The organism is Tardiphaga sp. 619_E2_N8_4 (genome assembly GCF_051810905.1).
Lineage (GTDB): Bacteria > Pseudomonadota > Alphaproteobacteria > Rhizobiales > Xanthobacteraceae > Tardiphaga > Tardiphaga robiniae.
Genome location: NZ_JBPWQJ010000001.1, coordinates 1472473 through 1487149 on the forward strand (window position 1 = coordinate 1472473; position 14677 = coordinate 1487149).

The 14677-nt window shown below is 60.4% G+C and carries 14 protein-coding genes; 13 read left to right on the forward strand and 1 reads right to left on the reverse strand.

Annotated elements, in window-relative coordinates:
- The first annotated feature begins 83 nt into the window (after positions 1-83).
- From AB8A23_RS07030 to AB8A23_RS07090, 13 genes are all read left to right on the forward strand, one after another.
- Positions 84-1205 (forward strand): efflux RND transporter periplasmic adaptor subunit, encoded by a 1122-nt coding sequence (locus AB8A23_RS07030; RefSeq protein ID WP_439060557.1) that lies wholly within the window; start codon positions 84-86, stop codon positions 1203-1205.
- Positions 1202-4267: an efflux RND transporter permease subunit gene (locus AB8A23_RS07035; RefSeq protein WP_439060059.1), complete on the forward strand. Its 3066-nt coding sequence runs from the start codon at positions 1202-1204 to the stop codon at positions 4265-4267. The genes AB8A23_RS07030 and AB8A23_RS07035 overlap by 4 nt, the downstream gene beginning before the upstream one ends.
- Before the next feature lie 381 nt (positions 4268-4648).
- Positions 4649-6079, forward strand: a complete 1431-nt coding sequence (locus tag AB8A23_RS07040; protein ID WP_439060058.1) for a basic amino acid/polyamine antiporter — start codon at positions 4649-4651, stop codon at positions 6077-6079.
- A gap of 20 nt (positions 6080-6099) precedes the next feature.
- Positions 6100-7353 carry an arginine deiminase gene (gene arcA, locus AB8A23_RS07045; protein WP_244528053.1) on the forward strand — a complete coding sequence of 418 codons (1254 nt, stop codon included), beginning with the start codon at positions 6100-6102 and terminating at the stop codon, positions 7351-7353.
- Between the two features lie 102 nt (positions 7354-7455).
- Positions 7456-8268 carry an outer membrane beta-barrel protein gene (locus tag AB8A23_RS07050; RefSeq protein ID WP_093757584.1) on the forward strand — a complete coding sequence of 271 codons (813 nt, stop codon included), beginning with the start codon at positions 7456-7458 and terminating at the stop codon, positions 8266-8268.
- Positions 8269-8291: 23 nt separating this feature from the next.
- Positions 8292-8540: a hypothetical protein gene (locus tag AB8A23_RS07055; protein ID WP_093757583.1), complete on the forward strand. Its 249-nt coding sequence runs from the start codon at positions 8292-8294 to the stop codon at positions 8538-8540.
- 10 nt (positions 8541-8550) lie between these two features.
- On the forward strand, positions 8551-9090 hold the full coding sequence (locus AB8A23_RS07060) for a Na+/H+ antiporter subunit E (protein ID WP_093757582.1): 540 nt from the start codon (positions 8551-8553) through the stop codon (positions 9088-9090).
- Positions 9083-9358 carry a monovalent cation/H+ antiporter complex subunit F gene (locus AB8A23_RS07065; RefSeq protein ID WP_093757581.1) on the forward strand — a complete coding sequence of 92 codons (276 nt, stop codon included), beginning with the start codon at positions 9083-9085 and terminating at the stop codon, positions 9356-9358. Before AB8A23_RS07060 ends, AB8A23_RS07065 begins: the two co-directional genes overlap by 8 nt.
- A 7-nt stretch (positions 9359-9365) precedes the next feature.
- Entirely contained in the window at positions 9366-9659 is a 294-nt protein-coding gene (locus AB8A23_RS07070) for a monovalent cation/H(+) antiporter subunit G (protein ID WP_093757580.1), read from the forward strand.
- Positions 9656-10597 carry an MnhB domain-containing protein gene (locus tag AB8A23_RS07075; RefSeq protein ID WP_093757579.1) on the forward strand — a complete coding sequence of 314 codons (942 nt, stop codon included), beginning with the start codon at positions 9656-9658 and terminating at the stop codon, positions 10595-10597. Before AB8A23_RS07070 ends, AB8A23_RS07075 begins: the two co-directional genes overlap by 4 nt.
- Positions 10594-10926 carry an NADH-quinone oxidoreductase subunit K gene (locus tag AB8A23_RS07080; protein WP_093757578.1) on the forward strand — a complete coding sequence of 111 codons (333 nt, stop codon included), beginning with the start codon at positions 10594-10596 and terminating at the stop codon, positions 10924-10926. The genes AB8A23_RS07075 and AB8A23_RS07080 overlap by 4 nt, the downstream gene beginning before the upstream one ends.
- Positions 10926-12449 carry a complex I subunit 5 family protein gene (locus tag AB8A23_RS07085; protein ID WP_439060057.1) on the forward strand — a complete coding sequence of 508 codons (1524 nt, stop codon included), beginning with the start codon at positions 10926-10928 and terminating at the stop codon, positions 12447-12449. Before AB8A23_RS07080 ends, AB8A23_RS07085 begins: the two co-directional genes overlap by 1 nt.
- A gap of 131 nt (positions 12450-12580) precedes the next feature.
- On the forward strand, positions 12581-14077 hold the full coding sequence (locus AB8A23_RS07090) for a proton-conducting transporter transmembrane domain-containing protein (RefSeq protein WP_439060056.1): 1497 nt from the start codon (positions 12581-12583) through the stop codon (positions 14075-14077).
- A 41-nt stretch (positions 14078-14118) separates the two neighbouring features.
- On the opposite strand, the gene AB8A23_RS07095 is transcribed toward AB8A23_RS07090, so the two are convergent.
- Positions 14119-14652 (reverse strand): TerB family tellurite resistance protein, encoded by a 534-nt coding sequence (locus AB8A23_RS07095; protein ID WP_439060055.1) that lies wholly within the window; start codon positions 14650-14652, stop codon positions 14119-14121.
- Positions 14653-14677: the final 25 nt, after the last annotated feature.

The following is a 14677-nucleotide window of genomic DNA, read 5'->3' on the forward strand; positions in this document are numbered from 1 at the left end:
TCACGCAGGCAAAAGCCAGCTATCTGCTTTTGCGAGGTGGTCAGCGAATCTGGTGTGCAATTTTGCTCAGCGAGGGTTTCTTTATGCCTGCGTATGCGCGTCATGCCTACCTATGTCGAGTTACACGATATCGGACGATTATAATTATTCTAACAATTGTGCCGGCGTTTCTGCTGACGGCGTGCGGCAGAGAGTCTGATGAAGCCGCTCCTGTCGTGCGGCCCGTGCGTACAGTCACTGTTGCGAAGAGCATTGCGGGCGCGCCGCTTTCATTCACCGGCCGTATCGAAGCGGAAGACGAGGTGGCGCTGGCATTTCGTATCTCGGGTCGGCTGATCGAAAACAACGGGAAGACCGGAGATCGGGTGCAGCCCGGTCAGGTCATCGGGCGGCTTGAATCCCAGAATGAGTTGAACACGTTGCGCCAGGCCCAGGCGGCAGTCGCGGCCGCGCAGGGGCAACTGACCCAGGCACGCAACCATTTCGATCGTCAGCAGACGTTGCTTGCACAGGGCTGGACCACCCGCGTCAATTACGACCAGGCAACGCAGGCGCAACAAACCGCTCAATCGCAGGTCGATGCCGCCGAGGCCCAGCTCAAGACGGCACATGATCTGGTGAGCTTTACCGAGCTGAAGGTAGATGCACCGGGCGTCATAACCGCTGTCGGACCTGGCGCCGGAGAAGTTGTTCAGGCTGGGCAAATGATTCTCAGGCTGGCGCGGCAAGATGGCCGCGACGCAGTCTTTGACGTACCGGCTCAATTTTTTCGATCGGCACCGAGCGATCCGCAAATAGCCGTCAGCCTGACCGACGATCCCGCGGTGACGGCTCACGGTCGTGTCCGTGAGGTCGGCGCCCAGGCCGATCCCGTCACGCGCACCTTTGAAATCAAGGTTGGCCTGACGGATCCGCCGGCGGCCATGCGGCTTGGCGCGACCGTCGTGGGGCGCATGGAAATGGATGCCGTCCCCATGATCGAGATCCCGGCATCGGCATTGACGAGGGCCAATCAACAGCCCGCAGTCTGGATTGTCGATCCCGCGAGTCGCACGGTTTCGATCCGAAACGTGGACGTCTTGCGCTTCGAGCAAGCGCAGGTCGTGGTGTCTCAGGGACTCGACACGGGGGAGGTCATCGTGACCGCGGGTGTGCAGGCGCTGCACCCCGGCCAGAAAATACGTCTTCTTGGGTCAGAGCAATGACCGGCTTCAACCTCTCGGAATGGGCACTTAAGCACCGTTCCCTGGTGGTTTATGTCATGATTGTTGCCGTTATCTTCGGTGTCCTGTCCTACTTGCGCCTCGGTCGCAGCGAGGACCCGTCATTCATCATCAAGACGATGATCGTTCAGGCGGCATGGCCCGGAGCAACGGTTGAGGAGACCGTCAAACAGGTCACCGAGCGGCTCGAGCGCAAGCTGCAGGAAACACCGCATCTGGACTTCCTGCGCAGTTTCACGCGGGCAGGCGTCACCACAATCTTCGTCAACCTGCAGGGGAACGCGAACGCCAAACAAGTCTCCGACACCTGGTATCAGGTCCGCAAGAACATTGGTGACATCCGCCATACGCTGCCGGCAGGGGTGGTCGGACCCGGGTTTAACGATGATTTCGGCGATACGTTCGGAATTATCTATGGCTTCACGAGCGACGGTTTCACGCACCGCGCGCTTCGCGACTATGTGGAAGACGTCCGCTCGAAGCTTCTTCTTGTCCCCGACGTATCGAAGATCGAGTTGCTGGGAGCTCAGGACGAGCGGATCTTCGTTGAATTTTCGATGAAGGAACTGGCAAGCCTTGGCATCGACCGCACCGCACTGCTGTCCGCTCTCCAGACGCAAAATATCATAAGGCCAGCTGGCACGATTCAAACGGGCGACGAGACACTATCGCTTCGGGTGTCCGGCGCATTTCAGTCCGAGCAGGATGTTGCTGACATAAACTTTGTTGCCGGCGGCCGCATGATCCGCTTGAGCGACATCGCCCGGATTACGCGCGGCTATTCCGATCCGCCGCAGCCTTTGTTTCGCGTCAATGGCGAGCCGGCCATCGGCCTGGCCATATCGATGCGTGACGGCGGAGACATTCTCGCGCTCGGCAAGAGCCTCAAGCGGGCGATGGCTGCGATCACGGCGGATCTGCCGATTGGCATTGAACCGAAGCTCATTGCCGACCAGGCTGTCACGGTCGAGAGCGCCATCTCCGAATTCATGATGTCGCTGCTGCAGGCAATTGCGATCATTCTCGTGGTGAGTTTTATCAGCCTCGGCGTGCGCCCGGGCCTGATCATTGCGCTGTCCATACCGCTGACACTCGCCATCGTGTTCCCGATCATGAAGCTTGCGGGAATCGACATGCAGCGCATATCGCTCGGCGCACTCATTATCGCCCTCGCGCTCCTCGTCGACGATGCGATGACCACCACGGATGCCACCCTGAATCGCCTGGCCGCAGGCGACGACAAGGTCCAGGCTGCCAGCTTTGCCTTTCGCACCTATGCGTTTGCGATGCTGGCAGGAACACTGGTGACCATCGCGGGCTTCGTGCCTGTCGGCTTTGCCGCGAGTTCTGCGGGAGAATACACGTTCTCCCTCTTTGCCGTTGTCAGTATCGCGCTGATCGTCTCATGGTTCGTTGCCGTGATCTTTGCTCCGCTGATGGGCGTTGTCATCCTCAAGCCGCCGAAGGAACGCAAGACAGACGCCCCCGGCAGGGTTTTCAGGTGGTATCGCGGCTTCCTGATATTCGCCATGCGGGCGAAATGGCTGACCATCGCGCTCTCGCTGGTGCTTTTCGTCGGTTCGTTTCTTCTTCTCCCGTTCATCCCCCGGCAATTCTTCCCGTCGTCCGATCGTCCGGAATTGCTCGTCGATATCAGCCTACCGCAGAACGCATCCATCTATGCCAGCCAGACAGCCGCACAGAAATTCGATGCCGCCCTGAAGGGCGACCCAGACGTTGCGCGCTGGAGCACCTATGTGGGCCGCGGTGCTATCCGGTTCTACCTTCCGCTCAATGTTCAACTGCCAAATGATTTCTTTACCCAGTCAGTGGTCGTCGCAAAGGATGTCGCAGCGCGTGAACGTATCCGCGCAAAGCTGGAGACGCTTCTGGCGAATGATTTTCCCGGTGCGATTACACGGGTCTCGCCCCTCGAGCTGGGGCCGCCGGTCGGCTGGCCCGTCCAATATCGTGTCAGTGGTCCTGACGCAGGCACGGTGCGCGAAATTGCGTTCAAGCTTGCTCAGGTCGTCGCCGCCAATCCCCAGGCGAATGGTGTCAATTTTGACTGGATCGAGCCGGCAAGGCAGGTGCGTATTCGGGTCAATCAGGACAAGGCGCGTTTGCTGGGGTTGAGTTCTCAAGCCCTGGCAGGCGTGCTGAATACGGTCATCTCAGGCACCACGGTCACCCAGGTTCGCGATGATATCTATTTGATCGATATCGTTGCTCGCGCGGTCGATGAACAGCGCGTCTCATTGCCCAACTTGCGTAATTTGCAAGTTCCGCTGCCAGGCGGGCAGACGGTTTCGCTCAGCCAGTTTGCAACTTTCGAATACGAGCAGGAATATCCCCTGATCTGGCGGCGCGATCGTGTCCCGACCCTGACGGTGCAGACGGATATCACCGCCGGTGCAATTCCGGAATCCGTCGTCAATTCGCTGACGCCGGCCATTGCGGCTCTGACGAAGACCATTCCACCATCCTACAGGATCGTTGTTGGCGGAACGGTCGAAGAAAGTCAGAAATCGCAGGCATCGGTCATCGCCGTTGTGCCGGTGATGCTGCTGATCATGTTTACGGTCCTCATGATCCAGCTCCAGAGCTTTCAGCGGCTGTTTCTCGTCCTGAGCGTGGCGCCCCTTGGGCTCATCGGCGTGGTCGCCGCCCTTCTGCTGTCAGGCCGACCGCTCGGCTTCGTTGCGATTCTGGGCATTCTCGCGCTGCTCGGTATGATCACAAAAAATGCGGTGATCCTGATCGGTCAGATCGACGCTGAGCGCGATGACGGGAAAAGCGTGTGGGACGCCGCGCTGGATGCCTCAAGCTCTCGTTTTCGCCCGATCATGCTGACGGCCGTGTCGACCGTGCTCGGCATGATACCGATCGCCCCAACGGTGTTCTGGGGACCGATGGCTTTTGCGATCATGGGTGGGCTGTTGGTTGCGACGGTTCTCACTCTGATCTTTCTGCCCACATTGTATGTGGCATGGTTCGGGGGAAAAGAGAGGGCGCCGGAGCCGCTCCGATCGACGCAAGCATAGTCAGATCGTATCCGTTTCACGCCGGACGCTTCGGCACTTAGGGTAACTCCCGGTCTTCAATCTAGGGCATCACCCGATATCGTGGTGCATCCCGAATGTGCTCTTCTTTCCAGTAGTTGATGTTGGAAGGGGACGCCCGGTGCAGGACCTGATGTTGTTTACATCTGCCCGCGCCTTGCGCGCACCGGCGTGGCTCCTGCGGCCACCGTATGAGGCTGCGCAACACAATCGGTGCGCACGCTCTTCGCGGCCGAACCTTTCTCAAACCCGTCACTTTCCTCAATCCTGTCGATGCGTCTTGCAGGCCCCGGTCGCAGGTGGTCGCCTGCATGTCCCATTTGCTGCAGGCCGACCGCTTCTGCACATGGGAGTGCTTTGGCCATGAGCAGTGCAGGTGACCAGAAATTGCCGCTTTGGACGCTCACGGCCATGGTGGTTGGCGGCATGGTCGGCGCCGGTGTGTTTTCGATACCGCGTAACTTTGCTCAAGCCACCGGCATCTATGGAGCGCTGATAGCGTGGGCCGTCGCCGGTGCCGGCATGCTGATGCTGGGATTTGTGTTTCAGACGCTGGCCAACCGCAAGCCGGATCTCGATGCGGGCGTCTACGCCTATGCGCGCGAGGGGTTCGGGCCCTATGTCGGCTTCTTCTCCGCCTTTGGCTACTGGGCCAGTGCCTGCGTCGGCAACGTATCCTATTGGATTCTGATCAAGTCGACGCTCGGCGCGTTGTTCCCAGCGCTCGGTCAGGGCAATACGGTCACTGCCATCGCACTATCGTCGGTCGGTGTCTGGGCGTTCCATTTCCTTGTGCTGCGCGGCGTCAAGGAGGCGGCAGCGATCAACAAGATCGTGACGATTGCCAAACTCATTCCGCTGCTGTTGTTCGTCGTCCTGTCGATCTTCTTCTTCAAGCCGGATGTGTTCGTCGGAAACCTCTGGGGCGGCGCAAGCGGGGACTACGGAAATCTCTTCGCGCAGATCAAGGCGACGATGCTGGTAACGGTCTTCGTGTTTCTCGGCATCGAAGGCGCCAGCAACTACTCCCGCTTCGCGCAACGGCGCGAGGACGTCGGTATTGCGACTGTAACGGGATTTTTGGCCGTGTTGGCCTTGTTCGCGTTGGTGTCCATTCTTGCATACGGCATCCTCCCCCGCGAAGAACTGGCGCAACTGCGTCAACCCTCGGTTGGCGGCGTGCTCGAAGCGGCCGTTGGTCATTGGGGTGCCATCTTCATCGGCATCGGCGTGATTATCTCGGTGCTCGGGGCCTATCTTGCCTGGACCCTGATGGCTGCCGAAGTGCTGTCGGTCGCCGCGAAGAGGCAAGACATGCCGGCCTTCCTGGCGCGCGAAAACGCAAACCAGGTCCCATCAATGGCGCTCCTGATGAGCACGTTGCTGGTTCAGGCTGTTCTCATCGCGACGTTGTTCTCCGACGATGCCTTCACCTTCGCTCTTTCGCTGTGCAGCCACCTGTCGCTGATTCCGTATTTCCTCTCGGCGGCGTTCGCGCTGATGCTGGTCTATCGCAAGGAGACTTACGAGACCGATCCGAGCGATCTTCGCAAGGACACGATCATCGCTGTTCTGGCGACGGCCTACACGATCTTCCTGTTGTTCGCCGGCGGTATGAAATTTCTGCTGCTTGGTTTCATCATCTACGCGCCCGGCACAATCCTGTATTTCATCACACGGAGGGAGCTCAACAAGCAGCTCTTCTCTCCGGCAGAATGGGTCCTGTTCGGCGTCGCTGTGGTCGGATGCGTTATCGGCATCCACGGCCTCGCCACCGGCTATATCAGCATCTAGGAAACCGATGGGAGTTCAATATGGCCAGTGCAAAAAAAGTCCCGTTTGGTGTGCACTCAGAAGTCGGCCAGCTGCGCAAGGTCCTGGTCTGTGCCCCGGGCCTGGCCCATACGCGCTTGACCCCGTCCAACTGCGATCAGTTGCTGTTTGACGACGTGCTCTGGGTCGATAATGCGAAGCGCGACCACTTCGATTTCGTCACCAAAATGCGGGACCGCGGCGTCGATGTCGTTGAGATGCATAACCTGCTCGCCGAGACGCTGGCAGTCCCGGAGGGCAAGGCCTGGATCCTCGACAATCAGGTCGTGCCAAACCAGGTTGGCCTTGGCTTCATCGACGAGCTCAAAAGCTACTTGTCCGGGCTGGACAACCGAAAGCTCGCGGAAACGCTGATCGGTGGCCTGTCGACCCATGACTTTCCCGAAGCACATGGGGGCGCGGCACTCAGGATGGTGAAGGAGGCCGCGGGGGCGACTGAATATCTTCTCCCGCCGCTGCCGAACACGCTCTATACGCGCGACACGACCTGCTGGATCTATGGCGGTGTCACCCTCAACGCACTGTACTGGCCGGCGCGACACGAGGAAACGATCCTCACCACAGCGATCTACAAATTTCATCCCGATTTTGCCGGCAACGTCAATGTCTGGTGGGGTGACCCGACAGAGGATCATGGACTGGCGACGCTGGAGGGGGGCGATGTGATGCCCATCGGCAAGGGCGTCGTGCTGATCGGCATGAGCGAACGCACCTCACGCCAGGCGATCAGCCAGCTTGCCGCGACCCTCTTTAAAAAGAAGGCCGCGGAGCGCGTCATCGTTGCGGCAATGCCCAAGATCCGCGCGGCGATGCATCTCGATACTGTCTTCACATTCGCCGACCGCGACTGCGTGCTGCTCGCGCCTGACTTCATGAACCAGACACGTACCTATTCCTATCGTCCGAGCGATCATCCGAGCGGTGTTGAGTTGCATGCCGAGAAGAAGTCGTTTGTCGGCGTTGTAGAGGAAGCATTGGGCCTCAAGAAGCTCCGCGTGGTCGAAGCCGGTGGCAGTGACTACCAGCGGGAACGGACCCAGTGGGACAGTGGCGCCAACCTCGTTTGCGCATCGCCAGGTGTCGTCTACGCCTACGACCGCAACACTTACACCAACACGTTGCTCCGCAAGGAAGGCATCGAGGTGATTACGATCGTCGGCGCCGAACTCGGTCGCGGCCGTGGCGGCGGTCACTGTATGACCTGCCCGATCATCCGCGATGCCGTGGATTACTAACGCAATCGACCATTCTCTGCTCGGGGGAGCGAGATCGTGGGATTGTTAATACCGAAGCCAGCACCATCGACCGACGGAGAGTAGTTGTCTGGGGAGTGTGCAATGCGTGGATCCAGAATTGTCCTGGCAGCAACAAGCTTCCTTTATGCCAGCGGGGCAGTAGCTGCCGACATCGATCTGACCGAGCTCAGAAAGGTCGAATACACGTCGATGAGCCCGACATGGAGCGTTGTTGGATCCCTATCGCCCACCTACACGGCCAATGCCCTGTTTTCGCGCGACGACCGGCGGGGGGATTTTTACTATGAGCCCGATGTGAGCTTGCGGCTGGACGGCAAACTTGCGCCGGACCTGTCCTACCGTATTTTTGCACGTGCTCAGTTTGAGGCATTTTCCAGAGAGCACGACGGCAATGCCGCCATTGCGCGTCTGGGCGCGCGGCTGACGAAGAATCTGTATGGTTGGAGAATAAGCGCCACCTACGAAAACAGATATGACTACGACGGCGTGTTTCGCGATCTCGCCTTCACCTCCCACGACGTCACCGGCGCTATCGCGCGTGATTTCAGCTTCGACAATGTCACGCTCTCGCCGCTCCTCCAGCTCACTTATCGTTTCTCCGATCTCGCTGAGGCCAGGCGCTGGCGTGCCGATGCGCTGCTTGGCATCGAGGTCGAGCTGAATTCGAAATGGTCGATCGTCAGCACGCCTTTCATCGAAGCGTTCTGGTTTACAGACGGCTTGAACCGCGACCGGCAGGACCAGATCTATTCGGCGTCTCTCGGCCTGAAATACAACATCGCCAGCAACGTATCGCTCACCACGAACGTCATCTACGAGGCGCGAAACTCAAACGTGGCGCTGCGTCACTACAGAGACTGGCTGATCGGCCCACGGCTCGACTTCGCGTTTTAGCGATCAGGACACAAGAGGCGGTCATGCGGAATTCGATTGTGGCGGCAGGTACCGCTATTCTCTTCATCTGTACGGCATTCGCCGCCAGCGCGGAGCCACGCGATTCCGTCGAGCGTGGCGACCGGATGGACCGGGATGCCTTGCGGGACGACGTGCGCATCGATCGTCTGAAGATTCCGCAGCACCCGATCGTCGTCGAGGAGCCCCAGCAGCCCGTTTACAATACGAAGAGCAAGCAGAAATCAAAGCGGAGTACGGACAACAGTCGTTAGGGTGGCTTCAATGAATTTGATCAAGGCCGGCAATATTGGCGAGGCGAGTCCGGCGAGGTGGTCGGATGCCATCGGCAGTGCTGTGATCCGCGCTATCGGTTTCTTCGGCTTCTGGCTGGCGCTGACGCGCGGCGATCCCGGCGATTGGGGCCCCGGTCTGATTGCAGCTGCCGCAGCGACCTGGGCGAGCCTCAAGCTGCTTCCTGTCGAACAGTGGGGCTTTCGCCCGATCAAGTTTGCCGGATTCGTCCTGCACTTTTTCTATCAGTCGATTGTCGCGGGAGCGGACGTTGCGCTGCGGGCGCTTCACCCACGACTGCCGCTGCAGCCGGGCTTTATCACCTATCAGGCGCAGCAGCCGCCGGGCAGGAAGCGAAATACGTTTTGCGCGATCATGAGCCTGATGCCGGGTACGCTTCCGTGCGGAACGTCGAATGACGGCAGTCTGGCCATTCATTGTCTCGATGTGACGCAGCCCGTCGTCGAACAATTGTCGATGGAGGAAACCCTGTGCATGGGGGCGCTCGGAGGCGCAAGGTCCGATGCCTAGCCTACTGTTGGGTGCTTCGGTCTTTGTGCTGCTGACGGTGGCGCTGGGCCTGTTCGCCATTCTTCGGCGATCGGCCGATGTGGACCGCCTGATGGCCGTCCAACTGCTGGGCACGGGAGGAGTCGCCATCCTCCTTCTGCTCGCGGTCGCAACCGAGACGCCGCCTGTCATGGATGTTGGTGTGATGCTCGCGCTGTTCGCAGCATTTGCGGCCGTCGCATTCGTCAGAGACGCGTCCGGCGCGTCATCCGAAGCCAAAGGGGAGTGAGGGGCGCATGAGCCTCGTCATGGATATCCTGACCATTTGCGCGGTCTCCGCAGGAGCGCTGTTCTTCCTTGCGGGCACGGTGGGTCTGTTGCGTTTCCCGGATACGCTGACGCGTCTGCACGCCCTGACCAAGGTTGACAATCTCGGTCTTGGCCTGATCGTTCTGGGCTTGCTGCCGCAGACGAGCAGCCTGCTGTTCGCGGTCAAATTGGTGATCGTCTGGCTGCTGGTCCAGCTGTCCGGGGCGGTCGTCACCCAACTGATCGCCGGTGCGGTACGCCACCACGGAGCGGACGGATGAGCATTGCCTCCGTCTTCGATGTCGCTCTCGTTGCGCTGATCCTGACGATCGGTGCTTCAGCCATCCTTGTGCGCACTGCGTTCGCCGCAGTTGTCATGTTCGTCGTCTATGGGCTGCTTCTGTCCATGGCATGGGTCCGGCTCCACGCTGTCGATGTGGCTCTGACAGAGGCGGCGATCGGCGGCGGCATGACCGGCCTGTTGCTGCTCGGCGCCGTTGCGCGTTCCCGCTCCGTGAATGTCGACAGTGTAAGGGTTGGTTATCCGCTGTGGCTTGCCGCAGGTGCATTGTGTGCGCTGGTCGCGGCGGGTCTTGCCGTTGCCATCTTCTATCCGCCGGAGGCTATTCCGACACTCGCGCCCACCGTGATGGTAAACCTGCCGCCGAGTGGTCTCGGCAACCCTGTCGCCGGCGTGCTGTTCGTGTTCCGCGCGCTCGACACGCTGCTCGAAAAGGTGGTCCTGCTGCTCGCTTTGCTCGGGGTCTGGTCGCTGGCGCCAGATCATGCCTGGGGTGGAATGCCCGGCTTGCAGGTTTACGCAAAGCCCGATCCCACGCTGATCTTTCTGGCTCAGCTTCTGCCGCCGGTGGGAATCGTGTTCGGAATCTATATGTGCTGGGTCGGAGCGAAAGACCCTGGCGGCGCCTTTCAGGGCGGCACGGTGCTGGCCGCGATGTGGCTCCTTGTCATTGTCGCAGGATTACAGAGGGCTCCTGCGATCGGTCGGCTCTGGCTGCGTGGTCTGCTCGTCGCCGGGCCGGTGCTGTTCCTTGCCATTGGCCTCGCTGGATGGGTATTCGCTGACGCTTTCCTGGCTTACCCGGCGGGCTACGCCAAACCGCTGATTGTCGCCGTGGAAGCCGCTCTCACGCTGTCGATCGCTGTGGCGCTTGGCATGCTGGCCGCAGGACCCCCGGTACGGGCACCACAGCAATGAACGCGGCAACGCTGTTCGGCTTGTGTGGCGCAGCGCTGGTGGGCATCGGACTGTACGGGTTCATCACGAATCCCGAGCCGCTACGCAAGATCCTTGCATTCAATTTGCTCGGGAGCGGTGTGTTTCTGCTGTTCGGCATTATCGCCAGGCGGGCGGCAGCGGCCGGGCTCGGTGGTGACCCTGTTCCTCAGGCGATGGTGATCACCGCGATTGTCGTCGCGTTCGCGGCGACGGCCATGGCTGTCGCGCTGGTGCAGCGTCTTGGGGATGAGACCGGCCGCGCCTCGATCGGTTCCGACAGTTCTGAAACCGGCGAGGAAAAATCCTGATGCCGGCTGCAACCGCGCTTGAGGCGACAACTGCCGACGGGGCGCTTCTTGTTCTGGCCATCATATTGCCGGTTGTCGGCATCCTGCTGTCGTTTGTCCTTGGCGGGCGGTACGCCGAAAGGATTGCTGCGTTCCTGTTGCCCGCAGGCCTCTGCGTGGCATGCATCGTCTTCCTGAAAATATGGCAAAGCGAAACGTCGCTGAGCTACATTGTGGGTAATTGGCAGTCCCCGCTCGGCATCACGCTGCGCGCCGACGGACTTTCAGTCGCGATGATGGTGGCCATGGCCATCGTGATCTGTCTCATCGGCGTGTTTGCGCATGCGAATTTCGACAGTCGCGCAGCGTCCGTTGAAACCCGCGCGCCGATGGTATTCTGGGTCATGCTCATGGCGATCTCGGGCGCGATGAACATGATCTTTCTCGGCGGCGATCTGTTCACCCTCTACGTTGCGCTCGAGCTGCTGACTTTCGCTGCGGTGCCGCTGGTCTGTCTCGATGGTCGCGGGGAGACCTTGCAGGCAGCATTGCGCTATCTGCTCTTTGCGCTGCTGGGCTCGATCCTCTATCTGGTCGGAACGGCCTTGCTGTATGGCAGCTATGGGACCCTCGACATCGTCTTGATGTCGCAGCGCGTGCGTCTTGAACCAGCGACGCTCGCTGCTGCCACGCTGATGACGGTGGGGCTGTTCGCCAAAACCGCGCTCTTTCCACTGCATCTCTGGCTTCCCCCGGCGCATGCCGGCGCACCGGCGGCAGCCAGCGCGGTTCTGTCAGCGGTCGTGGTGAAGGGATCATTCTTTCTGGTCGTGCGGCTCTGGTTCGACGCCATGCCGGGTCTGCTGAACGTAGCCGGCGGTCAACTCCTTGGGGCGCTGGGGGCGTCGGCGATCATATGCGGCAATGTCGTTGCGCTACGCCAACGACGGCTCAAATTGCTGATCGCCTATTCGACGGTCGCGCAGATCGGCTATCTGTTCCTGATGTTTCCGCTCGCTGCCGACCCGTTGCATCTCCAGTATGGCGATGCCCTGACGGGAGGCATGCTCCAGGCCATCTCGCACGCCACCGCCAAGGCAGCCATGTTCATGGCTGCCGGACTTGTCTATGCCGCGCTTGGACATGACCAGATTTCGGAGCTTGGCGGGATCGCGCGGGCGCTTCCCATGACGATGTTCGCCTTTGGCCTCGGTGGCCTATGCCTGATCGGGTTGCCGCCGACGGGTGGCTTTCTGGCAAAGTGGCTGTTGCTGGAGGCGACGATTGCAACGGCACAATGGTGGTGGGCAATCGTGATCATCGCAGGCGGGCTGCTCACGAGCGCATATATCTTCATCGTGCTGTCGCGGGCGATGGGCCCACCAAGCGCGCCGCTGACATTGCACGCCGCGGTGCCGAAGTATCAGGAAGTGGCGGCGCTGGGGCTGGCGTTGCTCTCGGTTCTGCTGGGGCTCGTGGCGCTCGGTCCGATCGATGTATTGCAAGTTGGGCGCCCGGAGGCGCCGATGGCTTGGCAGCGATGATAGAGGCTTATCCCTTGCTGGCTTTCGCCTTGCTCTTTCCGCTCGGGATGCTGCTGGCTTGCCTCTGGCCAATGGCATTGCTGCGAATACCTTCGTATCTGGCGTTTGCTCCGGTCCCTGCATTTGTGGCCGTGCTCCTTGTCTCCGACGATTCTCCGCTTGTCGTCGGCCCCGCCCGTCTGCATTTGACTTTCGCTTTTGATCTCCCCGGGGCGCTGCTGCTCGGCGTTGCTGCGCTGCTGTGGATCACGGCCGGGGCCTACGCATCGCCCTATCTGCAGGGCAGGCCGAACCGCGGGCGGTTCGCCGTGTGCTGGCTCACCGCACTGACGGGGTGCATCGGTGTCTTTCTCGCTGCCGACATGGTAGGTTTCTATTTGTTTTTGGCGATGCTGACGCTTGGCGCCTGTGGCCTCATCATCCAGCATGAAACGGCCGATGCGTGGCGGGCCGGGGCACTCTATATCGGCCTTGGATTGCTGGCGGAGACATTGCTGCTCATCGCCTTCGTGCTGCTCGCGATGAATATTCCCGGCGATGGGCTGCTGATCGGCGATGCCGCTGCCGCACTCCCGACGTCGCCGCACCGCGACCTGATCATCGGCCTGTTGATCGCAGGCTTTGGCATGAAGGCTGGCCTTGTTCCATTTCACGTCTGGATGCCACGGGCCTATGCAGCAGCGCCGGCGCCGGCGGCCGCAGTGCTGAGTGGTGCAGCCGTCAAGGCAAGCATCCTCGGAATGATCCGCTTTCTCCCCCTCGATACAGCATTGCCCTATGCAGGAACATTACTCGCAGCCGCCGGCTTGTTCGCGGCGCTCTACGGCGTAGTCATTGGAATGACGCAACGCAGGCCCAAGGTTGTGCTGGCCTATTCCAGCGTCAGCCAGATGGGATTCATCGTGGCCGTCATCGGTATGGGCATGATCGCCGGAGATGGCCGCGCTGCACTGGCGGCGATCTTCTATTCTGCGAACCACGTTCTGGTCAAAGGTGCGCTGTTTCTCTCCGTCGGTGTGATCGCGGCGACCGGTCGCCGATATCTGCTGCCCATCCTTGTCCCAGTGGCGATCATTGCCGTCGGCCTTGGCGGTCTCCCGCTGACCGGCGGTGCGCTGGCAAAAATCGTGGTCGACGGACCGCTCGGAGACGGGGCCGCCAACACGGTTGCAACGCTGTCTGCTGTCGGCACGACGCTGCTCATGCTGCAGTTCGTGCGAGGCCTGGTGACGACGTCATCAACGGACTACGAGGCGACCGCTGCGCCGAGCCTGTTCTGGCCATGGCTGTCGACTGCCGTAGCGTCGCTCATCGTGCCATGGGCGCTATTCCTCGCGGTCCCCGAAGGGATGCTGCCCAATCCTCTGGCGCCCGAACTGCTGTGGAAAGCCCTGTTTCCAGTTCTGCTGGGCGCCATATTGGCGGCAGTGCTGTGGCGCTGGGTGCGACGGCTGCCCCATATTCCCGAGGGAGACATAGTCGTGGTTCTGGACCGGTGCGTGAAGATCGCTCCGGCCTGGGGCAGGACCATCGAGCAAGCGGAAGGCACGTTTCGCCAATGGCACGTGGCTGGAATTTCACTGCTCGCGCTAACACTGGCTCTCGGAGTGGTGCTGTTGGCCCAGTGAGTATGCCGAAGATCGGCATCTCTAGGATGCGCCTGATCGCGTCAGGCTGACACCGCGGCCAAATTCTTTATGTCAGCGACGACGCGCTGTCGAAGCTCGACACGCTGCCGGGACGATACACCCAGAAGGTCTGCCGCACGCCAGATCAGATTCTCTTCAAATTCGTTCACCCGCTGATCCGCGTAAACGATCTCCCACATCAGTTGAACGATCCGTCGACGTCCATCGTCATCGAGGAACTCGTTGAGTTGCCGGGTAAAGCGATAGAGATCGACCGCGCTACGGGCGACTGCATCTGCATCAACGAGCAGCTGAGTCGTAGCCGTGTCATCGAGCCCATAATGCGATTTGAAAATAGCATGCAATCTGGCGCGCCTGATATTCGATAGCTCGCTATGGACGGTGGCAACGCGGATGAGCAATGCCGCGGTCACGATGAGAAGCTCTCTCTGCTCGACGTTTTTCCGTTGATTGGCGTCTTCCATCGCACGCGAGATGAACGCCTTGATTGATCCAAACATCACCCGACCATTCTCTTCAGAGATAACGACGATTGGGCTCTTGCGGCCGGCCATCCGGGCCCGCGATATCTGGGAAGTT